Below are 25,244 nucleotides of genomic sequence, written 5' to 3' on the forward strand. Positions count from 1 at the left end.
TCTCCGGGTCGTACTTGCTCGGCATGACATGCACCTTCCCAAGGAAGGAGGTGCGCATCAAACGCGGGATGGTTCAAGCTGGTACGGTGCGCCGGTGTGGTCGGCTGCCGATGCTGGCAGTGCACCGGTGCGAGGTACCGCGCATCCGGCCGCTACCGCGGTGGCTGCGGCGGTGACAGCGGCCAGGCGGGTTAGTGCGGCGAAATGCGTTGGCATACATCAAGGCTAGGGCTGTGTGAGAACGTTGAATGCACTAAATTCGTGCTCGTGGCCGTATGGAATGGCCCTACAATCCGCTCCCGAAATTTGTGTGTTGGGTACCCCTGGGCGGGCCTGATACTGAAGGGGTGTCGATTGGTGCGTTGGTCCAGCGGGTAGATCAGGCGCTGGATCGGGCCGGGTCGCTGTTCGGCAATCCGCCCGAAGCCGGCGGCCCCGCCGCGTTGTCATCGAGCGGCGGCCTGGCCGCCGCCGGCGACATCGTGCGCACCAGCCAGGCCAAGATCAGCACCGCCACCTCGGGCCAATTCGCCACTGCCTACCACGGTTTCGCCACCGACGCCGGCCCCGCACTCGATGCCGCCGCCGGTTCGGACAAGCACATGAGCGACCAGCTCACCGCCGCCGCCGACGCCGACCGGTCAGGCAAGGCCAGCTCCGGCTCCGTGCGCCAAGGCGCCGCCACCGACACCACCGCGCTGGCCCCGTTCACCGGCACCCACAGCGGCAAGATCGCGATGCTCCAAGCCCTCCGCACCCGCATCGCGCAGCAACAACAAGTCCTGGCGGCTTACCAGTCGCGCGCTGCCCGCCTGGCGGCGCTGGTTCGTGCCTCCGGGTATGGAAGCGGCGGTTTGGGCGGTGGCGGGATGCCGATGGGCGGCATGCCTTTTGGCGGCGGCACCGGTGGCGGCGGATCAGGTGGCGGCGGGCTGGGAAGCGGCCTGGGCGGGTTGACCCAGCTAGCCGGCAATTTCACCCGCATCGGATCTAGTCCCCGCACCGCTGGGCAGTCCGGCTTGGCGTCGCCGACTGGATTGGTCGGGACTCCCTTGGGTGCACTGACGGTAAATTCGAGTCCGCGTGAAGTGGCTGCGGCGATCATCCACGAGGCGCGTCGGCGGGGATACTCCCCGGCACAGACCATCCCGATCCTGGCCGATGCCATGCAGGAGTCGGGCCTGAACCCGAAGGCCGTCAGCCCGAATGGACTGTGGAAGAATATCTTTCAGCAGGATTCGTCCTACCCAGGGCGGGACAATCCGAATCTGGCGATCTCGGAGTTCTTCAATCGGCTAGCCACCCATGGCGGGCCGACATCACCCGATATCGCCAAGAGCATCTTCTGGCTCCAGCAGCGCCCCGGGGAACCGTCGGCGGACGCGGCCTACGCCCACGGGAGACAGGCGTATTTGGCGGAGTTCTTACGGCAGGTGGGCCGGGCCCGCGACATGTACAACAGCATCGTCGGACGATAAAAAATGTAGGTTGCAATTCTGGATGGCGGATTGCATTCCGCGATGGCGGAAGTTGGCGGATCCGCCAACTCAAATGCAATTGCTACTGCAAATCAGGTCGTCCACAGCATCAGGATCAAAGGTGTTGGGATCAAACCGCGTGTGACTCACTCACAGCCGGTACATCTCGCGCTGCATGGCTGCATCTCTGAAAAGCGATTCATGCTCGCCGTGGAAATACGGTTGGGCTGCCCGTTTCGCGTCGGGCCGACTCGATGCAGTGCCGGAGGCGAGCTGTTTTCGGTGGCACGTCATCCGTTTGCGCCATCGAAGTAGTCGCAGGTCGAACCGTGATCTCAGCCGGGCGAAGCTGCCCTCGAGTGCGACCATCGCCTCAGCGGTCGAACCGAATCGGTGTGGACTTTGGCCCGCGGATGGCAGGGGTGTCGCGCCACGTGGGAGCACCGGTGAGGACGGGCCGGCGAGCAAAGATATGGCGTAGCGCGACGCTGGTTTCCAGCCTCGCCAAAGAGGCGCCGATGCAGTAGTGGGCGCCATACCCAAAAGTCAGCGGAGCCAGTGCCGGTGCCGACCGGCCGGGTCTGAAGCGGTCTGGCTCGACGTAGACGCCGGGATCGCGGTTGGCTGCTGCGATGCAAACCAGAACCGTTTCACCGCAACGGATACCGATGTGCGCGATGGTCTGGTCGGCGGTGGCGGTGCGAGCGGCGACTTGTACGGGACTGTCTAGACGCAGCAGCTCGGTGATCACCGCGGAGTCGTCGGGGTCGATCCGGTCGGCCAGGCGGGTGCCGTCGCCGTCAGGGGTGAGAAGGCGGATGAGGCTGGCACCGAGCAGGTTTGCGGTGGTTTCATGTCCGGCGATGGCGATGAGAATCGCGGTGGTGACGACCTCATCGAGAGTAAGTTCCGGGTCAGCGGCGAGGAAGCTGAGCAGGTCGTCGGTGGGGTGGGTGCGCCGGTCGGCGGCGGCAGGCAGCATGACGGTCATCAGTGCCGCCGCTGCACCGATGCCTTGTTCCAGTTCGTCTGCATCGGCGATACCGCCGAGGATGCGGATGATGGCTGGGGAATGCTCACGGAGCGCTGCGCATTCGGTGGCGTCCAATCCCAGCCATGCTCCGATGATGGCAACGGGCAGCGGAAGGGCGATTTGAGACATGGCATCGAAGGTTCGGCCGGCCGGAATCGTGGAAACCGTATTGGCGCAGATGGTTTCGACACCGGCACTGAGCTGATTGATGAATGAGCGACCGAACACGTCCCGGACCGCACCACGCAAGCGGTCATGTGTAGGCCCGTCGGTAAATAGCATGCTGGCATCCACGAGCGCTGAGTTGAACAACGCGGCCGCGCCGGCAGCGGCCTGATTGGCGCGGGGATCGCTGGTCCAGTGCGCGCCGGTGAGCACCTCGCGCGCAGCGTGATAGCCGAGGATCAGCCAAGCCTGTGCGGTGTCATCCCAAATCACATCTCCGCTGCGACGCTGTGCCTCGAAGAACGGGTATGGGTCGGCGGCGTTCCACGGCAGCCGCGGGGTTGCCAAGTCACGGGTGGTCATGGTGATCCAACCTGCAGGGCAGTCCGCGTTCGCGGATGCGTCTGGGTCGGCGCGTCGCGGCAGTCAGCATCGGGTAGGTCCGTTCGTTGCCGAGTGGTCGTCGAGTGCCGAAGGCAGGCGCCGTTCGCGGACCCAGGCGTGGTGCTGCATGCCCAGTTCGGTGGTGGGCTCGGCGACGCCGTCCATGTCGTCGTTGATTGACCTGGCGGGGAGTGTGGCGCTGAGCCCTCCGCAAATGTTGGTAAGCGCTTGCTGGACTCGCGGGGCGAACACGTAGTCGTTCGGAGTGGACATCGCGGTCAACGGATTATCCGAGGTCAGGCCGAACAGCCAGCGAGCGGAGCGGGCGCCACTGTCGGGTGTGTAGGTGACTGGTTGCGGCTCGGCGATCAACTCGTAGAACACCTGCGTGTAGAACGCGTGGACATCCTCGGCGGACAAGGGTGAATCTGCGGTGATGAACCCGGCAGCCACAAGGTCGGCCCGCAACGCCGCTTTTCGGTCGTCGACGATATTGCGCACCACCGATACCCACTGCCGGCGTTTGACCTCGGGCAGGACTTTGACACAGCCGAAGTCGACGAAGCCGACGGTCCCATCGGGGTTGAAGCGGTAGTTGCCGGGGTGTGGATCGGCGTGCAGCAGGTTGGCGTGGCGGAAGTTGCCCCATGAGAACCGCAATATCGTCTCGGCCCAGGTGTTTTTGAGATCTTGATCCGCTTCGCGTGCGTCGGCCCAGTCCATCCCGTCGAGAAAGGTCATCGTCACGATGCGGCCGGTGGACGCGTCGTCGACAACCTCGGGGACGCGGATGAACGGATGGCCGCGATACAGGTCACTGAACTTGGTGATCATGGCTGCCTCGCGGCGGTAGTCGAGCTCTTCGGCGATCCGGATGGTCAACTCACGCGCCAAAACCCGCGGATCGAACACCATGCCCGACGCCGACGTGGCGAACCGCAGGAACGTGGCCACCAGCTCGGTGTTGGCCAAATCCTGGCGGATGGCGTCGGCCACGCCGGGGTATTGGACCTTGACCGCGACCTGGCGTCCGTCGTGCAACACCGCCCGGTGCACCTGCCCGATCGATGCGGCAGCGAGCGGCGTATCGGTAAAGTCGGCGAAGTGCGCTGCGGCAGAGCCGAGTTCGTCATCGAGAATCTCGTGCACTAGCTCCGGTGCCATCGGCGGGGCATCGGTCTGCAAGCGCGTGAGCGCCTGCTGGTAGAGCGCGAACCCGCCCGTCCCAATGCCTTGCATATCAATCGTCGATGCGAGCTGACCGATCTTCATCAGCGCGCCCTTGGAGTGCCCGAGAATGTCGGTGTACCGCGCGGCCGTGTGTTCATGGAACCGCTGCACTGCACTGTCATCGCCAGCGCGTTGACGGAGCTCAGCCACCAATCGGCGACCAGCGGCACGGGCAGTGAAGCCGGCCAGCGGCATGGTCCTGCGGAGTCGGCCTTTCGGCACTGGCATCTCGTGCTGTGGCATCGAATCGCTCCCACTTGATCAGACCTGCGTAGTACAGTGGACTCGTACACACAGTAAGTGATCACTTGCAGGAGGTCAACGATGGCAGCCACGCCCACCCGGGAACGGCTCGTCACCGAGGCAATGAAACTGTTCAGCGACAGAGGATTTGAGGCCACGAGCATCTCCCAGATCGAGTCCGCCGCAGGGCTTTCGGCCGGTTCGGGTGCGCTGTATCGACACTTCAAATCGAAAGACGCGCTGCTGGCGGCCGGCATCGACCGGCAGCTGGATCGCCGCTCGGCGATGGCGGACATGCGCGCCCTGTTCGCCGGGCTCGGAGACCTGCACAGTGAGCTCACCGTGCTGGGCCGCTACCTGCTGACGGTGATTGATCAAGAAAGTGAACTGCTGCAGATCGCCGCGCGCACGCCCGCCGGACTGTCTGAGTGCCTCGACACCGCATACGCCGCCCTGGTGGAGGGTCTTACCGCCGAACTTGCCGGCTGGATCGCAACCTGGGGCCCACAACTCAAGCACAACGAAACGGCAACTCTGGCCGCACTTGGCGTCAACAGTTTGCTCGGAGAACGCTTCGGCGCCAACCTGTTTCGCCGCGCCACGCACCCGATACCCGACAACGAATACCTCGCGGAATGGACCACAGTCCTAGCTGCCCGCATTCAGCGCTCATGACTGGTCCAGCTTCGTGAGGGCGGGAACGCTACGATTCGGCGCACATAAAGTTGGCGCCGGCGGCGGAACTGAAGGCGCCTCGCACATAGGCGTCGGCTTCGCTCGCTGTGATGTGGTAGCGCGCGATCAATTTGTTGGCGATGGCTAGAGCGTCTGTCTCACCGGAGTGGACCATCGCGCAGGCGTCGCGTCGGGCGCCGAGTGAGCGGTCGTTTCCAGGGTCCGGGATGTACGTTCCGCCTACGCCTGGGCAGCCGGACTGGTCGTAGTTCTCCCCATCGCCGCAGTGCGGGTTCGGGATCGCGTTTGCAGCCGGCGCACAGAGGCTGACACCGGCCATCAGCACGCCGGCGACGATCGAGGCTACAGCGCCCATTCCGCCACTCATCCCGTTTTGTCGCACGGGAATACGGTATCGCCCGCCGACCCGTGCCGACTGCCGAACGAGTGCCCAGACTTGGCACGCAAGATGGGCTATGGGGTCCGCTGGTTTGCGAAGAGATCGATCCGCACCACCGTACCGTTCTAGGATTCGCCATCCAGAATGCAAAAACACGTCCGACAAACCCGATGCAACCGGACGAAGACGCACGTCAGGGCATCGCGATATGACACGGAGAAGTGCAACCTACAAAAAAACGACGACGTCGACGAAATGAAGCCGCCGCGGTGGCGTCGGTTTCTCACGCACCGATGGTCAGGTGCGGCGGCGTCGACGCGACACCTTCGTGGGCGAACCGATACCACGATCGGCGCATGTCTTGCGCAAGCGTGTGGTCGATCGGCCTGTCGGTGGGTCCGAGCATGTAGGTTCCCGCCCATGTTTGAGGTGTGCCGAACAACAGCGGAAGCTCGATGCAGTGGCATGCCCCCATCGGAGCTCCCTGTGGTGCCCAATCGACCCGGTACGTGCACGCCGCGCCGCCGGCGCGTGTCCAGTCCTTCACGAAAGCTGTCTCCGGGTGGGCGAATTGGGCCGCGGTCATCGCTTCTTGGGTATCGCGGAAATCACTGTCGTTGAAGTCAGCTACCGGCACCTGGCGCGGCTTAGCCCTGGCCATTGCGACAAACGGTGCCGCGTCGGCCGCTGCATGGCCGATGAGGAGTTCGATGTTGGGCGCGACATCCATGAGTCGCGCATGTTCGGCCGCCGTGCCGACAAGCGGTGTTTCTCCACCCAAAGGTCCATAGGCCATCTGGCCGGTTGGATACTCGGATGCGACGTCATCGTTGATGGTCTTCTGCAGCTGGAGCAGTTGCGCGATCGTCGCTCCGGTCGGCGTTGACCCGCTCCGGCGCAGGGCTTCTGCCAGCTTCGTGCGCATAGCGGTCGTCATAGGGCCTCGGTTGTGCCGCATCCGTAGCGGTGCGCTCTGCAGGATCGCTCGGTGGAATAGGCCGTCAGCGGCGGGGGTGAGCATCAACGCCAGTACGGAATCGGCGCCGGCGGATTGTCCGAAGGCGGTAACCCGCCCGGGATCGCCTCCAAACGCGGCGATGTTCTCGCGCACCCACTGCAACGCCAGCAGCTGGTCACGTAAACCGATGTTGCTGTCTCCGAAGCGCTCCGGTGTGAGATAGCCGAACAGGCCGATCCGGTAGCTCACCGAGACCACGACGACCTCGCCTTCCAGTGTGAGCGCGTCGGCGTCATAGACAGCTGCCTCGCCGGTGCCGGCCAAGTACGCGCCGCCGTGAAACCACACCATGACCGGTAAGCCTGCGGCAGCGGCTGGGGCCGTGACGGTTAGGACCAGACAGTTCTCGTGCTGACCTAGACCCTCGGTGATGTCGCCGACGAGCCAGGCCAGTCGTGAAAGGCTCTGCGGGCAGATGGGGCCGCGCCGCGTCGCATCACGCCGTCCACGCCAAGCAGGGAACGGTGCTGCGGCCCGAAAGCGTTCAGCTACGCCGTAAGGGATACCGCGCGCGATGACCGCGCCGGCCGGGGTTAGCGTCGCTGTGGCCAATCCGGCTGCGAGTGCGATGTCTACTGTGCCCACGCTGCCCACGCTACGGTGGAGCGCCGCCGCGGGAGAGATTCGTGGGGGCCGGGGCCCTTGGTCGCGCCGGGCTTGGCTCCCGAAATTTGTGTGTTGGGTACCCCTGGGCGGGCCTGATACTGAAGGGGTGTCGATTGGTGCGTTGGTCCAGCGGGTAGATCAGGCGCTGGATCGGGCCGGGTCGCTGTTCGGCAATCCGCCCGAAGCCGGCGGCCCCGCCGCGTTGTCATCGAGCGGCGGCCTGGCCGCCGCCGGCGACATCGTGCGCACCAGCCAGGCCAAGATCAGCACCGCCACTTCGGGCCAATTCGCCACTGCCTACCACGGTTTCGCCACCGACGCCGGCCCCGCACTCGATGCCGCCGCCGGTTCGGACAAGCACATGAGCGACCAGCTCACCGCCGCCGCCGACGCCGACCGGTCAGGCAAGGCCAGCTCCGGCTCCGTGCGCCAAGGCGCCGCCACCGACACCACCGCGCTGGCCCCGTTCACCGGCACCCACAGCGGCAAGATCGCGATGCTCCAAGCCCTCCGCACCCGCGTCGCGCAGCAACAGCAGCTGATCAGCGCCGCGAAGGCACGGGACGCGCAGCTGGTCGCGATGGCTCGCTCCGTGATGTACTCGCGCCGATCGGGCGGTGGCGGGATGCCGATGGGCGGCATGCCTTTTGGCGGGGGCACCGGCGGCGGCGGTATGGGCGGCGGGTCCGGTGGTGGGGGTCTCAGCGGGTTGTCGGGACTGTCGAGTCTGGCCGGGTTGGGCCGGCGTGATCCGCGGCCGACGTTGGCTTCGAACGTTGATTTCGGTGGCGGCGGGTACGCCAACGTTCCCCGTGAGCCGGGGCAGGCTGCGGCAGAGGCCGCGCTGAGCAAGCGAGGCCGCCCCTATGTGTGGGGGGCTAAGGGGCCCAGCGTGTTTGACTGCAGTGGCTTGACCCAGTGGGCGTGGGGTAGGGCGGGTGTTCGCCTTGGCGCCGACACCTATTCCCAGATTCGCGATGGTGTTCCGGTGCCACCGGGGCAGGTACGGGCCGGGGACTTGATTTTCCCGAGCAGCTCGTTCGGCGAAGGGGGCAAGGGGGGTCCGGGGCATGTGATGTTGGCGATCAGCCCCACCGAGTGTGTGCACGCGCCACAGACCGGCGATGTGGTTCGTGTCGCCCCGATGCCGCACGGATATGTTGCGCGGCGACCGGTACGCACGACGCTGACTTAGCCCCCAAAAATTAGTGCACAGAGCCATCTTTGGCGGCCTTAGGGTTGAAGTATCTCCAGGAAGGAAAGCGTCGTGAGCGTGAATGTGAACAAGAACGCGGACACGGTGCTGCGGGCGCTGGCCCACGCGCAGCACATTTTCGGTGGCCAAACTGCTCCAACCCCGCCGCCAGATTTCACGCCTCCGCGTGACTTGGAGGACGACCTTGGCTTGGGGTACTTCGGGCCGCCATCCGGTGGTAACTGATGGGCCCCAAGCACTTTGACGGCGACACCCACTGGGATAAGTGGGACCAGACGCATGGCCAGGTGGGCTTTCACTCCCCAGGGTGGACGATGCCTAGTGACCCCAGTCGGTACATCGGCGGGGCCGATCAGTACTGGGCCAACATGCTCGATAAGGCGCGAAAGGCGTACGGCGACCCGAATATTCGATTCGATACCGATCACAGCGGGGAGGACCGCCACCTGGTGTTCGGTGACGGGACCAGGTTGCCAGAAGATGGCACCCTCGTCTACCACAACAGTGACACCAAGCAGACCTGGGCGCAGAACGACGACGGCACCGTTTCACTGCTTGGCCCTGACGGCAAGCCGGGGGCACCGTCCGCGCCGGCGGGGTATAGCAAAGCCGGCGATCAGTATGCGCCGCTGGGCGACAAGGGACAGCAGGTGGCCCCGTTGCTCCCGGGCATGCCGAGTTCCGAGCACGGATTTTTCACTGACCCGAAAACCGGTGCGCTAACACCGAAGAACGCCAACGGTGACTACTACACCCTTGGCCCGGATGGTCACCGAAGTTACTTCGACAAGAACGGCAAGCCGATCACCGCCGACCAGTACAACAAGCCCGGTGCGCCCGGCGCCGCCGATGAGTCGGGCGCGGACGGAAAGTTCGCGACCGACGAACAGCAGTCGGGCCGGACCGCGGCCGCCATCAAGACGCTGCATGATGATTTGAAGTCCCACTACGGCAAGCTCAGTAGTGCCGAGGAAACGTTGTCGGATGTGCTGCTCAAGGCGCACGCTACGAACGCGGAGGGGCAGCAGCAGCTCGCTGCGATCCAGAAGAAGATCATCGCCGCCATCAACGACCCGTTGACGGCGCCTACTGATGCCGGCCGGGAGCTGTCGTTCAACAAGTTTCTGCTGAGCCAGGTCCAGGACATTCAAGACATCGTCCGCAAGGGCAATATGGACGCCGCCGATGGCACGCGGGCCGCCCAAGCGATCTCCGATCTGTATGCCGCCAGCCCCGACACCACGTCCGGGGCGCCGCAACAGCCGGCGCCGGGCGGCCCGGCGACCGAAGCTGCGCCGGCGCCCGCTCAGCCCGATCCTGGCCCGGCGGTCGGCGCCGAAGCTCCCGACCCGGGCGGTGATCTCGGCCTGGGCCCGATGCCTCAGATGCCTGACCCGTTGACCGGGCTGGGTATGCCCGGCCAGGACCCGTTCTCGCAACTGGCCTCGGCGCTGCCGGGTGCGTTGGGCTCACTCGGTGGACTGGGAGGCGGTGGCGGTAGCCCGCTGGACAGCCTCGGCGGCCTCGGTGGCGCGCTAGGAAGTGCATTGGGGCCGCTGGCGGGTCTGGCTCAGCAAGGTAGCGATCCGGGTGCCAAGCACGAGCAGGACACCGATACGTCAGAAAAAGACAAGTCTGACAAGGACAAGGCCGACAAGGACAAGGACCACAACGAGACCGAGGACCCGAACAAGGCGCCTGCCCAGCAGCAGAATCAGCCGGGCCAGCCTGCAGACCCGAATCAGCCCGGTACCACGCCGCAGGGTGCCCCGCCGGTGCCAGGTACGCCACCGGCGCCGCCGAGCAGCTCGGTGCAGATCCCTGGTGGGGGAACGGCCACGGCGCGCAATCCTGCGGCGGCGGGCGCGGTCAATGACTACATCGGGGGCAAGCCTCTGGAGCAGGCCTACCGGGACCACGGCCTGACGTTGCCGCCACCGGGCACCCCGGTCACCGAGCCCGTGGACCCCAACCGAATCACCGCCGGCGATGTCGCCGTGCTCAAGGACCGCCTGGAAGCCGCGATCAGCTCGACGAAGGCCTACCACAACGGTCAGGTGGTGCCGCTGTCCACGGTGACCTCGAGCCCGGACTTCCTCGGCTGGATCGACCCCACCGCTCACGCGGTCGGGTCCGCCCCAGCGGCCCCGGCCGCAGCCCCGCCACCGCCCGCCCCGGCGGCGCCGGCGGCCCCGGCGGCCCCGGCGGCCGTCCCGGTCCCGGCGTCGTAGAACGACAAAGAGCCAACAAAGTCGATGACGCCAACCACACTGATACTCGGACCGAACGGAGCGTAGCCAGATGCCCGAGCAGACCGCCGCTCGCACCGCGGCCACGGCAACCGCGATCAGCGACTTCATCGGGGGCAAGCCTCTGGAGCAGGCCTACCGGGACCACGGCCTGACGTTGCCGCCACCGGGCACCCCGGTCACCGAGCCCGTGGACCCCAACCGAATCACCGCCGGCGATGTCGCCGTGCTCAAGGACCGCCTGGAAGCCGCGATCAGCTCGACGAAGGCCTACCACAACGGTCAGGTGGTGCCGCTGTCCACGGTGACCTCGAGCCCGGACTTGCTCGGCTGGACCGACCTGAGTTCGGTGGTGGCACCCCACCGCTGACAACGACCCACATCAGCAAGCAGAATCAATACAAACCGGAAGGAACCACCGTCATGTCTGAGCCACTGCGCATCGAGCCCGATGTTCTTCGCGAAGTCGCCGGCCATCACGACGAGGTGATCGGCCATGTCGAGACCGCCCGCAGTAGGGGCGACGAGATCGCCGCGGCGGTCCAGTCGCTCGGCCCGATCTTCCACGGCTTCAAAAGCGCCGTGACCGGCGAAGTGCTGCCCAGCCGCGAGGACGAGTTGGCGGCACTGTCGGGCCGGCACAGCCGGGCGAGCGACGATCTGAACCGACTGGCCGCCCAGTTCACTGCGGACGACCAGAATGAGGCCGCGCGGCTGCGGCGTGTCGAAGACGCATGACCGCTCCACCGGAGCGCGAATGGTCCGAGTCGCGCGAGTATCAGGCCGCGACCCGCGACGAGACCGTGTGGGCCCGCGTCGCGGGGCGCGGCGAGACCTTGGGTGTCCAGATTGAGCCGGCGGCTATGAGCCGCGACGGCCGGCAGCTGGCCGAGCAGATTCAGGCCTGCGTTGACGCGGCCTTCCTCGAGTCACAGCTTGATCAGCGCCGCACCATGCAGCGTCACGGTGTGGCCAGCGAGCATTATGAATGGATGGCATCGCCCGAGGAGCTTCAGGCGGCCAGGGAACGGTTAGGGAGACTGTAGGCACGTGAAGATCGACGCGCCCGGCCTGGTCATGGCGGCTCAACGCCTCATGACTGCGGTTCAGGCTGTGCAGGGTGCGGGAGTGCCGCACCCTCCGCTCGCTGCCGACTCCGCGTCCGTCGGTGCCGCCGAACGGCTCACGACCACCGCTGGCGAACTCACCACATCCATGGCCGGTCACATCAGCGGCCTGGTCACCTCGTTGGAGGTGCTGACCGGCCTTGCGTTGGGCTTCACTGTCACCGACGAAACCAGCGCTGAGGGCCTGGCTACCCTCAAGCCGACCGGAAATGCCAGCGCGCCAACGGGATTCGCGCCGCCCGCGCCACCTGTTCCTCCGGATTTCCGGCCGCCGTTGCCGCCGCCGGCCGCGCCCATGCCTGAAGCGTTGTCGGCCTCGGTGCACGCCGGCGATCCGTCCGCTGGTGAACCGTTCATCGCGGCGTGGAACAGCGTCGGCACCACAGCGAAAGACACCGCCGATGCGGTGCGGTTCGCGGTTGCGAGCCTGCCGGAGACCCTGGATGCCCCGATGTCGACACCGGCCATCACCGCGCATCTGAACAAGTACGCCGATGGCCTTCAAACCTACGGCGAACGCGCGACCGGGCTTGCCCAGCAAGCCTCGGCGCATGCCGACAACTACATGCAGGCCCGCGAGAACATTCCTTCTCCCCAGGTGTTCACTCAAGCGAAGACGAACATCGCCAACCTGCAACGCGCGAACGCCGCCTCGGGCGGCAAGTACGCGGGCCCTTTGATGCAGGCGCTCGCCGACAAAGGCAAACTCGACCAGAACGCTGTCACCGGATACGGCACCTACCACGCCGCCACCGAAACGGACACCGCCGGCGAGCCTGCTGACGGGACCGATCCGGGCGCAGTTGGCGGCGATCCATCGTTGGCTGGCCTGGGGCCCGACGGTCTACCCACCGATCCGACCACGGCGGCGGCCAGCCCTGAGGATGCCGGCCAGATGGCGTCCATGCTGCCGCAGATGATCCCCACCGTGCTGGGTGCGGTCGGCGGCCTGGCGGGCGGGCTGCTGGGCGGTTTGACCAAGGTTCCGGAAACCTTGATGCAGGCCGGCACACAAGCCGCGAGCGCCGCGGCGCAGGGCTTGGGGCAGCTGGGCCAGAAGATGGACCCGCCGACGGACTCGCCCAACACATCCGATCCTGGTTTGGGTGCCGGCGATCCGAGTGCGGATCTGGGTGGCGGCGGAGGCGATCCGTCGACAAGTCCCGCGGGCGGTGAAGGCACTCCGGATCTTCGCGTCGCCCCCTCCACCGGTGCGCCTCCGACACCGGCATACACCCCTGCCGGTGCAGCCGATGTACCCACGGCAGCAGGCCCCGGGGGTGGAGGAATGTCGGGTATGCCGATGGGCGGCATGCCGATGGGCGGCATGGGTGGCGCCGGGGACAAAGGCAAAGACGGCGAAGCGGGGCGCCGACAGCGCCTGGTCACCCGTGACATCCCGAACACCGAGGACGTCACGGGCCGAACTCAGACCAACCGGCTCGTCGCGGCGTCGACGAGCAACAACGTTGGCCCCGAACCTGATCCGCCGGACGAGCCGCCGACGACGACCCCGCGTGGCACCGTCATCCGCAGAATCAAGACCCGCCCACCAAAGGACCCAGAGTGAGCACGCCCATGTCGTCGGAGTTTGATTACTCGAGCAAGCTGCAAGCCGACTTCCTTGACCTTGCCGACCCTGAAAAGGTCAAGTTCGTCGAGACAGACCTGGACGCAATCTTTGCCGAGCTCCAGCAGCAGGTCGAGGCCATGGAGGGCTTTCGCATTGAGGTGACCGATCAGGATCAACTGGTCCGGTTTGAGCTCGACCGCCAAGGGCGGATGCACAACCTGCAGGTCGCTCCGGACATCGGCAAGATCATGGACAACCTGAAATTCGAGAATTTGCTCAACGGACTGATAGCCGATGGCACGGAGGCGGTTCGCGAAATGTGCGCTGCTGAAGACGACTAGCCACTATCGCTCGAACCGCGAAGGCTCTGCACGCAGCTCACGCTCAGCCGGCCACTGAAGGCCAGTGCGCAGCAGGCACCGGGTACAGGCTCGCCGCCAGCTGTTTCGCTCACCTCGGGTGCCGAGGACAACGGCGCCACAGGATGAAACCCCTGGGCCTCGCGGTCGCGTATCCCGAAGTATCGCATCGGAATGTGCTAGCGGGATAGTTGTATTCGCATGAGTGCGAGGCCGTGTCGCGGAACTGTGAACGATGCCGCGGTGATCACCTCGACCACACATCCGCCGCGAAAAGCGTTGGGGGAGTTGGGAAGGACTCGGCCGGTGAGGGGGGAGGGGTGCCGGCCGAGCCCTTCCGCCTACGCCGGCTTTGAGGCACTTTCCATTTTAGGCCGTGGATCAGTCCGCTCGAGCACTTTCTTTCGCGCCGATGCTGTCGGCGGCCGCGAAAAATTCTGCATAGCCCCCACACCGCAAGATTTAAACTGGGACAAGCTATTTCAGCGTGAATCGAGGACAAAGTGCAGACACTGTTGGCCACTATCCTACGGGGGCTCCTTCGCGAGCCCGAGCCGGAACTGCGGCCCTCTATCGCCGACCTCAGCCCGATGTCCGAAGACAAGGACCGTATCGCTCGCGCCACTCTGGGGTTCGTTGCCGCCGTGCGAGCGGTGAATGAGTCAGATCATGCTGCAGCGCTCCGCGATTGGAATGAACGCCAGGCCGCGTTCACGAGCTGGGCCAGACAGTTGTACCCGGCTGAACAGGCTGATGCGCCCGGGCTTCGCCCGACGCTCGACGACGAGCATGTCTTCGCCGAGATGCGCATTCTCACTCTGTGGCAGGCGCGGCGATCAGATGAGTCGGCACGCAAGGCGCAGGTGATCGCTCAGTGCTGGTCTGCAGTTCAGGACATCGTGGCCGCCGCCGCAGCCAAGCTCCAAACCGCCGACGCGAGCGCACAGATACAGCTCGCCGCTTGCCCGGGGACCGAAGCCGACCGCGTGCAGGTTCGTACATCGAACCAAGGAAATCTGCGGTTGATCCGGGAAAGCGCCGTCGAGCGCATCAATGAGCTGACTCGGCAAGTACTCGATCTCGACGAGTACACCGTGCCCCTGACAATCGAGCAGTGGTGGGCCCGCTGCGGAATCGACTACGCGTGGTGATTCGGCAGCCTCCGCATCCAGATTCGGCACAGCCAGAGCCGCCGCGGTGTGGGCGGACGATCGCGGTAGCACTGGCTGGTCTGGGGCTTCTGGCACTCACGGCTATCGGCCTGAGCATCGTCAGCCTCGCCAAATCTCCAGCGGTCGGGCCGAGCGCGCCTACGACGACGTCGTCACCGAGCACGTCTCCGGGGGTGTCCTCAGAGGCGACTCATGCCCTATGCACGGCGATCGGTCCCCTTATGGCGGAAAAGGACCAGATCGCGAACAGTTGGATCAACGCAGGCCCGGTTGGGACGCCGGCCAGGGACGCAGCGACGCCGAAGTTCGTGGCTGATATGACCAAATCTGTCGCGAGCATCCAACAGATTTTGGACGCGTACTCAACTGCAGATCCTTTCTTGCGCAGATCACTCCAGCGCCAGATTGACGACGATCACCTGCTCGCTGCGGACGTCGGCGCCGGGCCATTCCAGCCGTACGACCAGAACACGTGGTCCGACAGTCAAGCTGCGTACACCGGCGTTCTGACTGTGTGCTCGAACTTGGGTGCTAAGTGGTAGCTCGCACCACGCCGAGTTCGATGGCGACGCGGCAGTGGTCCGCGGTCATCCTGGGTCGAGTCTGGCCGCGAACCGATCCTGAAGTGCTGCAAAGCGCGATCTGATGCGCTGCGTACCAACCGCGGGATAGGCCGCTACACCATGGCAGTGGAAACGAAACACTGCGAAAATTGGAGGTGGAACGGGGTGTACGGAATTCGTTGCCGACAACAATTTAGTGGTGCCACACTACCGAGCGAGCCTTAAGCTGGGTTAATGACCGTAACGCACGGGTATCAGCCGCCGTCAACTTCGGGCGTCCCGGGCCCTCCGCCGGGGCCGCCCTCTTACGGCTGGGCGCCGCCGGAGCCGCCGCGACGTGGTCGGGGGATGGCGGTCGCGCTGAGCGTGGTGGGGCTTCTGGCAATCACGGCTATCGGCCTAAGCATCGTCAGCCTGGCGAAATCGCCAGAGAGCTCGCCGACAGCACCGACGAACAGTGCGTCACCGACGTCGAGCCCGGGAGTCGACACCGCTGCTGCAACTCACAACCTGTGCACCGCGGTTGGCCCTCTGGTGGCCCAAACGGACCAGATCGCCAACACGTGGATGGGCCTGGGCCCAGTTGGGACGCCAGCCCGAGACAGCGGTACCTCCAAGTTTGTAACGGATATGACGGGAGCTGTTGCGCGCATTCAAAAGGTCCTCGACTCACACCCGGATGCGGACCCGTTTCTGCGGCGATCACTTCAGCGGGGCATTGATGACCAACTAATGATTGCCGCCGACGTAAGCACCGGTCCTTTCGAGCCCTACGATCAGAACACTTGGCTTGACCGGCAGTCTTCCTACGCTGGTGTTCTGTCGGTCTGCTCCAAAGCTGGAGTGACGTGGTAGCACGCACTGCGCCCAGCTCAATGCCGACGCGGCAGTGGTCGGCGGTCATTCTCGGTCGAGTATGGCCCCGAACCGATCCTGAAGTACTGCAAGCCCGCTCGGATGCGCTGCGCGCCAAAGGGATAGAGATGCTGCAGGGCGCCGAAGGCCTGCGAGACCTAGCTCAGCGCACTGCCGCTAACGAATCCGGCCAGTTCGTAAACGCTTTCTGCGATAAGCAGTACCAATTGGCGGCCATCGCAACACATCAGGCAGACGACGGGTACTTTCCGATGTCACGGGCGTGGGCAGAGGCCGCGAACCTCGTGTACGGGTTGCGCGAAGACTTAGACGAGATCGATCGTCAGGCTGAGGAAGACATCCAGCAACTGGAACAGTCGCCGGGGCCCAAGGCAGTGATCATGGCACGGATTTTCGAGCGAGTTGCTGAAGCATCCGCGGCTGCCGATGCCAAGTCGGCCGCCACAATGGCCGCGGTGGCCGGCGTGACAAATATGTTCTCGTCTGTAAATCCGACCGTCACCGATCCCGGCAGCCTCGCCGGCGATCCTGGCGCCGTGGCCACAGGATTCGGCAGTGGAACCCACAGTGGAATCAGCCAAGGGTTCGGTGGTGGCGGTGGGCGCGGACCAGGCAACTTCCCACTTTCTCCCGCACTTGGCGGCCCACCAAACCCGGCGCACCAAACCAGCAAGACCGGGTCTGATTTGTCGGGGTCCGGCGACGCACTGGACAAGTCCGGCGGCACTGTGAAGCCCGCCGGGAACGGAACTAACACCGGGGGCGATAACGCCGCCGGTGGGACGCCTGCCAACGACTTAGCGGGTGGTGGCAAAGAGGGCGGCGGCCCGCACCAGGCCGGGCGTACCTTAAACGACCTGGATGCGGGTGGGCCTTCCCCAATCGGCACCTCGACGCCGCCGGTAATGCCGGCGTCTTCGAGCAACGGTAGTGGTTTTAGCCCACCGACTGGTGGCGGTTTCAAGCTGCCTTCGAGCGGCGGCATGGGTGGTGGCGGTGGCGGTATGCCTGCTGGTCTGGGTAGTGGTTTTCCGCAGGGGTTGCCGTCTGGGTTAGGCGGGCCTGGTTCGATGGCTCCGCCTCCGGCGCCGTCGGCTGCGCCACCGCCGTTGTCGACTGACTTTTCGAAGGGATTCGGGGCGGGCTTGGGTTCGGCGTCCGCGGGTGCTCCGCCTCCTGCCGCGTTCGCGCCGGTGCAGCCGCCGCCTCCTCCGCCTGGGGCGGGTGCTCCGGCGGGGGCGATGCCGACTGGGCCCGCTCCGGTTGCTGCGGCTGCCGGGGCACCGGTGTCGGCGCCGGCCTCGGCTCCTGTGTCCACGCCCGCGCCGTCTGGGCCCGTTGGCGGCGGAGCTATGCCTTCGGCGCCGATGGGTCCGTTGCCGCCGTTCGGATCCGATATTCCGCGCAACGCTCCGGGGGCGGCGGGGCCGACGGTCGCGCCGGCGTCGGGCGCTCCGAGTGCCCCAGTGCCTGCTGGCGGTGGCAGCACGGTCAGCGGTCCGGTGGCGCCACCGGTTCCTCCGGGCGTGGTCGGTTCTGGTGTGGGTGCGTCCGCGGGTGCGGCTGCCGAGGGTATCCGGTCGTCACTGCCGGATCCGTTGCTGGAGTCGGCGACCAGGACTCTGCAGCAGCTGCTGCATGATTCGAAGCTCTACCCGTTTATGGACTGGGCCGTGGGTGTCTTCAAGACGCGGTCTGGTGTCGAGACGATCATCAACAACGGGGATGGTCTGGGGTACATCCCCGCCGACATGTTTGTTCCTCGGTCGGCGCGGATGCTGTTCGCCGATGATGCGTTGCCACAGGACTTTCGGTCGAAGTGGTTTGCTTGGGCGAACCCCGCTGAGCCAATCATCGCCTATGCGAAGGTGTGTGCCGAGGTTGATCCGGCAGTTGAGTTGTGGGCGTTGGCCGTGTCGACGGGTATTGGTGGCTCGGTGATGCCGGCCCGTGCGGCCGGGGTTCCGCATTTCGATGAGGTGACGCGGTTTGATTCCACGCCACTTGCCGACATGGCGCCGTCGTCGCAGCTGGACGGGGCGCATATGCACCGGTTGGAGACCGTGGACCCGGCGGCGTACGCGCAGCTGACCGGCGTGGGCGATGGCCCGCGTCCCGGTCAATCGAAGGCGTGGGTGGACACTGAGGTGGCCGTGCGCACCGTTTTGGAACGCGCGAGCCTGGTGCGCGAGCTGGCGGTGCCACCGGTGATCCGGGAGATCATGGCCACGCTCAAAGACGGTGTGAAGCCTCGCCCCCAAACGTGGGAGACGTTGCGCGAGGCCATGATTCCCATACTCGGCGCCGGCGGTGGTCTGCGTCCCGGGTTTGGTGTCGATGATGCGCCGGCGTCAGCGTTCGTGCGGGCGAGCCATGACCTGACCCGGCTGTGCGAGCTGCTGCTGCTGTGGGAGCACGGGGATGTGAAGCTCACAGAGTTGGCGTATTTGACGAAGACGATCAACAGCACACCGCAGGTGTGAGTTAAGAGGGGGTAGAAGAATGGCTCCGGTCATTAAGGTGGACGCGCAGACGATGCTGAACGCGGGGGGCACGTCTGCGGCGACGGCGATTCAGATGGCCACACCGGCCGCGGGGGGCTTGCCGAAGATCACGCCTGGATCGCCCGTCGATGGTGTGTTGATGGCCGTATCAGCAGAAGACGCTGTCGTTTCTCATGCCTTGGCTTCTGTGTTCGTCGGGCAGGGGCCCGAGGTTCAGACCGCCACGACTGACGGCGTGATGCGGTTTCAGAATCAGGACGGGCAGAACCAGCAGCTGCTGCGGCAGGTAGCTGACGAGGCGAAGGCACAGGGCGCGACCTACACGGTCTAAAAGGCTGGCGGAGTGCACGATTGGCGTGTTCGCCTCGTGTGTCGACGGCCTGAAAACTAGTGCAGATGCCGCCCCGTGGCGGCTTTAAGGTGGAATGGTGACCACGCATCCGTTTGTCCCGCCGCGCGATCCGGTTCTTCCGCCGAAAACAGGTGGCGGAAAGATCAGCCTCGATCCTCCGATCGTGGCGCCGAAACCGCCGCCGCGCAGCATCTGGGGGATCGTTCTCCCGATCGCGCTGATCCTCGGCATCGTTGGCTTGATTGCGGTGATGTACGCCTCGGGCGCAAAGCAATTGGCCGGCGGTGTGGGCCTGTTCGGCGGTATGGCCGGTTTGAGCCTGATCGGCATGCTGGTTCGTGGCCGCGGCGCGGGCAAGAAGATGTCGTGGGGTGAACTGACGGCGGCGCGCCGCAAATGGTTCGCCCGTCAGGATGACATCCGCGACGAGGTGGACGTGCAGCGGCGGTTGCAGTGGGAGCACCGCCGCCATTTCCATTGGGACCCAGCGGATTTGCTAGGGATCGCGGGCACTCCACGGATGTGGGACCGGGATCGTTCGTCGGATCAGTTCTCGGTGGTGCGGGTCGGCCTGGGCAAGGTGAAGCTGGCGATGACGCTGGAAAAGCCATCGGTGGCGCCGGCGGAGGACTTGGAGCCCGCGACCGGTCACGCCCTGCGCAAGTTCTTCAACGCCCAGGAATACATCGATGACATGCCAAAGGTGGTGTGGCTGCAGCGTTTTGCTGGGTTGTCCATCGTCGGCGATGTGGAGCAGGCTCGCAGTTTGGCGCGCGCGATGATCTGCCAGTTGGCGGCCTTTCACAACCCCGCGGATTTGCAGTTGATGATCGTCAGTTCGGCGCCGACAGAGTGGGAATGGGCCAAATGGCTTCCGCATACGCAGCACGCCACCATGCGCGATGGCTGCGGTGAGCGGCGAATGTTGTTCACGTCTCCGGCTGAGTTGGAAGCGTTCCTCGACGAGGCCGGCGAGGGTAACCGTGAGGCGTGGCGCGCGCCGTCGAGCGGGCTGAGTGCGCCGAACCTGCCGTTGCGGGTGATCATTGATGACGGGTGTGGATCGCCTGAGGAATGGGCTGGTCTGACCGGTGCGAACGGCTATACCGGTGACTGCTTTATCCGGCTGGCCGCGAGCACCCCGCCGCGGCCAAACATGCCAAATAGCCGGTACTGGTTGGGATTTTCCCCAGATGCGACGTTTTACATCCGGGACGGGGTGCTGCGGCGCCCGCCGGTTCCGCCGGCGTTCGCCGGGGTGGGGCACGAGGGCAGCGCCGAGCTGTACAGCGACAACACGGCGAAGTCGGATGAGCTGAACGTGAACGAATCCTTCTACGCGGTGGCTGATCAGCTCAGCGTTGAGGATGCCGAGTTGTTCGCTCTGTCGCTGGCCGGTTGGCGTCCTCAGTCGTCGGGGGCGGCGGTATCGACCGCTGATGATTCCGATGCCCGAACGGTGCTGGACGTTTTGGGGATTTCCGATCCCCGTGATCTGGACACTGACCGTCTGTGGGCGGCGACACGGTCGGCGCTGGGTACCAATCCCGCGTGGAAGAAGTTTCCGGTGGGGGTGTACGCCGATACCGGTGAAGTCGCGGAAATCAACCTGCGCGAAGGCGCCCAGGGCGGCATGGGCATGCACGGCCTGTTCATCGGTACCACGGGCGCGGGTAAGTCCGAGGGCATCATCTCCATGGTGTCGGGTTTGGCGCTGACGCATAGCCCTGAGGTCGCCAACTTCGTGTTCACCGACTTCAAGCTCAAGTCCGCCGCCGGCGTACTCGAGAAGTTCCCTCACTGCCTGGCCGCGATCAGCAACCTGGCTGAGGAAAAGCACTTGATCGGCCGGTTTTACGATGCGCTCGACGGTGAGCTTGATCGCCGGGGCGCCGCGATTGCCGACCTGGACGATGTCCCCGATATCACCACGTACAACCAGCGGCGACTCACCGATCCGTCGTTGCCGCCGATTCCGGCGTTGTGGGTGATCACCGACGAATACAACGAGGTCCTCCGAGACCCGATCTACGGGCCGAAGTTTGCCCGTCTCTATGAGCGGGTGGCCAGCCAGGGTCGTTCATTGCACATCGATCTGCTGCTAGTGGGCCAGCTCAAGGACACCCAGAAGCTCCGCGGAACAGCCAAGCTGCTGGGGTACGCGATCGCGGCCCGTACCGGTGTCGAAGAAGAATCGCGGGCGGCGATCGGCACGCCGCTGGCCGCGCATATCGCCGCCTCGGGCGAGGAGGGCACCGCATACCTGCGGGTGGGGTTGAAGCAGGCCCGCAAGTTCAAGTACTTCTTCAGTTCCGGGGACTGGGCACCGCAGACCGAATCGCTGCGCGGTGCGGGGTCGGTCAAGGCCAGCGCGGAGTTCGCGCCGCGGGAGTTCGATGCGCTGCCGGCCTCGGACATCGACGGTCGCGTGGCCTCGGTGATCGTCGACGAGGTCGATCCGGCCGACGTGGTGGTGCCCGAGAAGGTCGGCAAGCTCGTCAACTTGGTGACCGATTCGCTCCAAAAGGCTACGGCCACAAAGGATCGCGCGCCGCGCACGTTCTGGCTGCCACCACTGAAGGACCCGACTCCTGCCGATGAGCTGGTGGCGCGCTGGCGTGGCCGCCCGTGGTACGTCGATTACGGCAACAATCCGGGCCTGGTGTTCCCGGTGGCCCTGGCGGATTACCCGCGCGACGCCGAGCAGCGGGCGCACGCATTGGATCTGCTGGGCAACAACGCGTTGATCGTGTGCAAGGCGCGCCGGGGTGCGACGACGGCTGTCCGGACGTTGGTGACGACGGCGAGCCTGCTGTACAAGCCCGAGCGGGTGCAGTTCTACGCGATTGCCGCGAGCGGCCCGGAGTTGACCCGGTTGTCGGGATTGCCGCATGTGGCGGCGGCGGTGAACAACACTGACGCCGAGGGCGTGGCCCGGGTGGTCAGCGCGGTGGAGACCATCGTGGCCGAACGCGACCGGGCGTTCAATCTGCGCGGGTTGGACATGGGCCAGGTCCGTTCGGCCAAGTTCGGCCCGAACCCGCGCGATATCGGCATCGCCGGCGGCGACATCGTGCTGATCGTGGACGGCTGGAAGAACTTCACTGAGGCGCACCCGAAGCTGGAACAGCGCGTGCTGGCGCTGTTGCGTTCACGCGGCTATGGCGTGCAGGTGGTCATCACCCACACGAGCTCGCTGTCGGGGTTGCATTCGTCCTTGAAGTCGGAGATCGGTGTGCGCCTGGAGATGAAGCTGTCCAGCGAGCACGAGACCGAGGTCAAGCGCAATCCCGCCGACCCGGACCGTAACCCGGCGCGGGAGGTGCCCGATGTCCCGGGCCGCGGGCTGACCCCGACCGGCCATCACCTGCTGGTCGGGTGGCCAAGCCTGGCCCACCCGCCGCGGCGGGAGGGCGCCGGGTGGGTCGCCGACGCGCAGTCGGCCCCCGTTGAAGGGGACGAGTTGGCCGCGGTGGTGCGCGATGTGTCCGGCGCGGGCTTTGGTGCGTCGATGGCACGGCTGCCCGACATGGTCACCATGGTTGAGGTGCTCGACAAGGTGCAGGCCGGCCCTGTGTTGGAGCGCGGTGTGGTGCCGTTTGGCTTGGGCGAATCGAACCTCGGGCCCGCGACCCTCGACTTTGCGATCGACCCGCACGTGGTGGCGGTGGGTCTGGGTGGCTGCGGACTCACCACGTTCGTTCGGGCTGTGGTCACGGGCATCATGTCCCGGTATCCGGCCAGGGAAGCGGGCATCATCATGTTCGACCCGCCCCGCACTTCGGTCGGCGTGGTGCCCGGTAGCGCGGCCGATGAGGCAGCGGGCAGGAAGTACCTGGGGGCGTATCAGTCCTCGCGCGACGGGATTGCCGCGACGGTGACGCAGTTGTGCGCGATGCTCGAGTCGCGCCGGCCACCGCCGGGGACTTCCCAGGAGGACCTGCTGACCAAGCGGTTCTGGAGTGGCCCGGAAATCTTCGTGGTGATCGACGGCATCACCTCGTGGCCGACGGCGCAGAACCCGCTGGCGTCGCTGGCCCAGTACGTCGAGGAGGCTCGTGACCTGGGCCTGCACATCATCGCTACCGCTGATATCCGCCAGTTCGGCTATCAGTCGCAGGCCGGTGTGCTGAGCAAGATGATGGGGATGCAGACCCCGGTGCTCATCATGAACGGGCACCGCACCTATGGCCAGATCGTTCCGGGGGTGTTCGCGGAGACTCAACGGGTTGGCAAGGGCCTGCTGCAGACCCGCAGCGGTGCCGAAGGTGTGCTGGTGGGCTGGACAGAAGCCCCGCAGCAGATGGTTCGGCGGTAGCGAAAAACTCGTGCAGAGAGCACCGCGGAAGCGAATTAGACTACTGGTAGGACGTTGGTGTATGTAACCCGACCGGGGAGGAAAAGATTATGGGTGTGCCCTTGCTGATGGATGCGCCGGTTGTCGCGATGGCGGCCGGCCAGGAAGCGGCTGGCGCTGGCACGATGGCCGCGACGATGGGCGGTGTGGCGCCGATGGTGACCACTGTGTTGCCCCCGGGTGCGGACGATGCGTCGATCGCGGCCGCAGCGGCGCACGTGGCTCGCGGTGTGGAGACGGCTGCGGTGCTCGAGGCGCTGTCGGCGATCCGGGGCCTGTTCAGTGCGACGGTGGGGTCCAACGGCGCGGCGATGGCCGCCGTGGACACCATTGACACCGCGCTTTTGTCCATCTAGCCCGGACAGCGGCTCACTCTATGGGAGCGTTCGGCGACGCCGCGATCTACCCACCGGAAGTCACCTACCAGATCATGGCGACCGGCGATCAAGGCGCCAGTTTGCTTGATGCCGCGGCGGGACATCAGACGGTCGCGGACATGTTGATCGCCGAGATGACCGCCATGGGCTTGAACACCACGTCGACGGCAATGGTCGCGTGGCAGGGCGTCGGCGGGGCGGCGATGGAGATGACCGCCGGTCAGTTCATCGCGATGTGCGAGGCGGTCTCGGCGTGGTGCCAGCAGGGCAGCTTGGAGGCCGCGGCCGTGGCCGAAGCGCACGGCATGGCGCTCGCGCAGATGGTCCCCGCCGAGGTGTGTCTGGAGAATCGCGCTGAGCTGGCGACGTTGGTGGCCACCAATTTTCTGGGTGTCAACACACCCGCGATTGGGGTCAATCAAGCCACCTACACCGGCTATTGGATCACCAATGCCACGGCGCGGTCGGCGTACGGCGCCGTGGTGACGGCGTCGAACATCAGCACGGCGACACCGGCTCCGTTCGCGCCGATGGTCACCAACCCGGCCGGCCCGGCGGAAGCGGTCGCTGAGGCCGCCGCCCGGGACACCGGGCACGCGGTCACGGCCAGTTCGAAGTCCGTGACGCAGGCCGCCGAGATGCCGGCCAAAGGCACCGAGAACATGGGCAGTTCGATGGCCGGCCAGCTCGGCGGCATCGTCGGTCAGCTGGGATCGGGTTTCGGGCAGATCACGCAGATGGGTGGTCAGCTGCCGCAGATGGCGGGGCAGGCGCCGCAGATGTTCCAGGGGCTGCTCGGGCCGTTGATGCAAGGCATGGGCGCACCCGGTGCGGCGAGCTTGGCACCGGAGGCGGCCGGAGCGATTGCCCCGGTGTCCTCGGTCGGTGGCTTGGGCGGGCTCAGTAGCGCCTTGGGTGGCGGCGCCGGGGGTGGCGGCGGTGGTCTGACGACCGGAACCTCGGCGTTGTCAAGCTCGTTCGTGCGCCCCGCCGGCAGTTTCAGTACGCCCAATTCGCCGACCCTGCCGGGTGGCTGGCAGAGCGGCGCTGGTGGCGGTGATGCCAGCGCGGCGCGCGCCGGCGGGCCGGGCGGCCCTGGCGGCGGCGGTCTGTATGGCGCGCCTCCGGCATCGATGGCGGGCGCCGGCGGCTCGGCGCAATCCGAACAGAAGGCGGGCCGCACCATGCAGGTGACGTCCCGGGGGGCGAACAGGGGGGAGAGGCAAAGCATCTGATGCGCCAAATTTAGTGTCCGGAGCACTCCGCGGCCGAAATAAAATGAAAAGA

20 protein-coding genes are annotated in these 25,244 nt (G+C 65.8%); 16 read left to right on the forward strand and 4 right to left on the reverse strand.

The window, feature by feature from the left end:
• Positions 1–347: 347 nt before the first annotated feature.
• The gene (locus ACJH7A_RS25235; protein ID WP_406802893.1) at positions 348–1,478 is read left to right on the forward strand and encodes a hypothetical protein; all 1,131 of its coding nucleotides are present in this window, start codon (positions 348–350) and stop codon (positions 1,476–1,478) included.
• A gap of 373 nt (positions 1,479–1,851) precedes the next feature.
• Here ACJH7A_RS25235 and ACJH7A_RS25240 read toward each other — a convergent pair whose 3' ends face one another.
• Together ACJH7A_RS25240 and ACJH7A_RS25245 are read right to left on the reverse strand one after the other, a co-directional pair.
• Positions 1,852–3,039: a cytochrome P450 gene (locus ACJH7A_RS25240; protein WP_406802894.1), complete on the reverse strand. Its 1,188-nt coding sequence runs from the start codon at positions 3,037–3,039 to the stop codon at positions 1,852–1,854.
• A 63-nt stretch (positions 3,040–3,102) separates the two neighbouring features.
• Positions 3,103–4,533 (reverse strand): ABC1 kinase family protein, encoded by a 1,431-nt coding sequence (locus ACJH7A_RS25245; RefSeq protein WP_406802895.1) that lies wholly within the window; start codon positions 4,531–4,533, stop codon positions 3,103–3,105.
• 81 nt (positions 4,534–4,614) lie between these two features.
• Here ACJH7A_RS25245 and ACJH7A_RS25250 point away from each other — a divergent pair, with 81 nt between their 5' ends.
• Entirely contained in the window at positions 4,615–5,208 is a 594-nt protein-coding gene (locus ACJH7A_RS25250) for a TetR/AcrR family transcriptional regulator (protein ID WP_406802896.1), read from the forward strand.
• Between the two features lie 28 nt (positions 5,209–5,236).
• Here ACJH7A_RS25250 and ACJH7A_RS25255 read toward each other — a convergent pair whose 3' ends face one another.
• Together ACJH7A_RS25255 and ACJH7A_RS25260 are read right to left on the reverse strand one after the other, a co-directional pair.
• The gene (locus ACJH7A_RS25255) at positions 5,237–5,584 is read right to left on the reverse strand and encodes a hypothetical protein (protein ID WP_406802897.1); all 348 of its coding nucleotides are present in this window, start codon (positions 5,582–5,584) and stop codon (positions 5,237–5,239) included.
• Between the two features lie 307 nt (positions 5,585–5,891).
• A complete protein-coding gene (locus ACJH7A_RS25260; protein WP_406802898.1) occupies positions 5,892–7,211 on the reverse strand; it encodes a carboxylesterase family protein in 1,320 nt (439 codons plus the stop codon).
• A 127-nt stretch (positions 7,212–7,338) separates the two neighbouring features.
• On the opposite strand from ACJH7A_RS25260, the gene ACJH7A_RS25265 reads away from it, so the two are divergent.
• The 14 genes from ACJH7A_RS25265 (at position 7,339) to ACJH7A_RS25330 (ending at position 25,192) form a co-directional block, all read left to right on the forward strand.
• Complete coding sequence (locus ACJH7A_RS25265; RefSeq protein ID WP_406802899.1) at positions 7,339–8,427, forward strand: C40 family peptidase; 1,089 nt, start codon at positions 7,339–7,341, stop codon at positions 8,425–8,427.
• A 72-nt stretch (positions 8,428–8,499) separates the two neighbouring features.
• Entirely contained in the window at positions 8,500–8,673 is a 174-nt protein-coding gene (locus ACJH7A_RS25270) for a hypothetical protein (RefSeq protein ID WP_406802900.1), read from the forward strand.
• 89 nt (positions 8,674–8,762) lie between these two features.
• Complete coding sequence (locus tag ACJH7A_RS25275) at positions 8,763–10,679, forward strand: DUF4226 domain-containing protein (protein WP_406802901.1); 1,917 nt, start codon at positions 8,763–8,765, stop codon at positions 10,677–10,679.
• A gap of 70 nt (positions 10,680–10,749) precedes the next feature.
• Complete coding sequence (locus ACJH7A_RS25280) at positions 10,750–11,067, forward strand: hypothetical protein (RefSeq protein WP_406802902.1); 318 nt, start codon at positions 10,750–10,752, stop codon at positions 11,065–11,067.
• Between the two features lie 53 nt (positions 11,068–11,120).
• Positions 11,121–11,435, forward strand: coding sequence for a type VII secretion target (locus ACJH7A_RS25285; RefSeq protein ID WP_406802903.1), 315 nt, complete (start codon positions 11,121–11,123; stop codon positions 11,433–11,435).
• Positions 11,432–11,743 (forward strand): hypothetical protein, encoded by a 312-nt coding sequence (locus tag ACJH7A_RS25290; RefSeq protein ID WP_406802904.1) that lies wholly within the window; start codon positions 11,432–11,434, stop codon positions 11,741–11,743. Before ACJH7A_RS25285 ends, ACJH7A_RS25290 begins: the two co-directional genes overlap by 4 nt.
• A gap of 4 nt (positions 11,744–11,747) precedes the next feature.
• Complete coding sequence (locus tag ACJH7A_RS25295) at positions 11,748–13,394, forward strand: PPE domain-containing protein (RefSeq protein WP_406802905.1); 1,647 nt, start codon at positions 11,748–11,750, stop codon at positions 13,392–13,394.
• Positions 13,391–13,738 carry a hypothetical protein gene (locus ACJH7A_RS25300; RefSeq protein ID WP_406802906.1) on the forward strand — a complete coding sequence of 116 codons (348 nt, stop codon included), beginning with the start codon at positions 13,391–13,393 and terminating at the stop codon, positions 13,736–13,738. The genes ACJH7A_RS25295 and ACJH7A_RS25300 overlap by 4 nt, the downstream gene beginning before the upstream one ends.
• Before the next feature lie 608 nt (positions 13,739–14,346).
• Positions 14,347–14,907 carry a hypothetical protein gene (locus ACJH7A_RS25305; RefSeq protein WP_406802907.1) on the forward strand — a complete coding sequence of 187 codons (561 nt, stop codon included), beginning with the start codon at positions 14,347–14,349 and terminating at the stop codon, positions 14,905–14,907.
• A gap of 2,812 nt (positions 14,908–17,719) precedes the next feature.
• Positions 17,720–18,850: a hypothetical protein gene (locus ACJH7A_RS25310; RefSeq protein WP_406802908.1), complete on the forward strand. Its 1,131-nt coding sequence runs from the start codon at positions 17,720–17,722 to the stop codon at positions 18,848–18,850.
• Positions 18,851–18,869: 19 nt separating this feature from the next.
• Positions 18,870–19,202, forward strand: coding sequence for a hypothetical protein (locus ACJH7A_RS25315; RefSeq protein WP_406802909.1), 333 nt, complete (start codon positions 18,870–18,872; stop codon positions 19,200–19,202).
• Positions 19,203–19,296: 94 nt separating this feature from the next.
• Entirely contained in the window at positions 19,297–23,541 is a 4,245-nt protein-coding gene (gene eccCa, locus ACJH7A_RS25320) for a type VII secretion protein EccCa (protein WP_406802910.1), read from the forward strand.
• Positions 23,542–23,630: 89 nt separating this feature from the next.
• On the forward strand, positions 23,631–23,936 hold the full coding sequence (locus ACJH7A_RS25325; protein WP_406802911.1) for a PE domain-containing protein: 306 nt from the start codon (positions 23,631–23,633) through the stop codon (positions 23,934–23,936).
• 20 nt (positions 23,937–23,956) lie between these two features.
• The gene (locus ACJH7A_RS25330) at positions 23,957–25,192 is read left to right on the forward strand and encodes a PPE family protein (RefSeq protein ID WP_406802912.1); all 1,236 of its coding nucleotides are present in this window, start codon (positions 23,957–23,959) and stop codon (positions 25,190–25,192) included.
• Positions 25,193–25,244: the final 52 nt, after the last annotated feature.

It is taken from the genome of Mycobacterium sp. SMC-17 (assembly GCF_045310915.1).
Lineage (GTDB): Bacteria > Actinomycetota > Actinomycetes > Mycobacteriales > Mycobacteriaceae > Mycobacterium.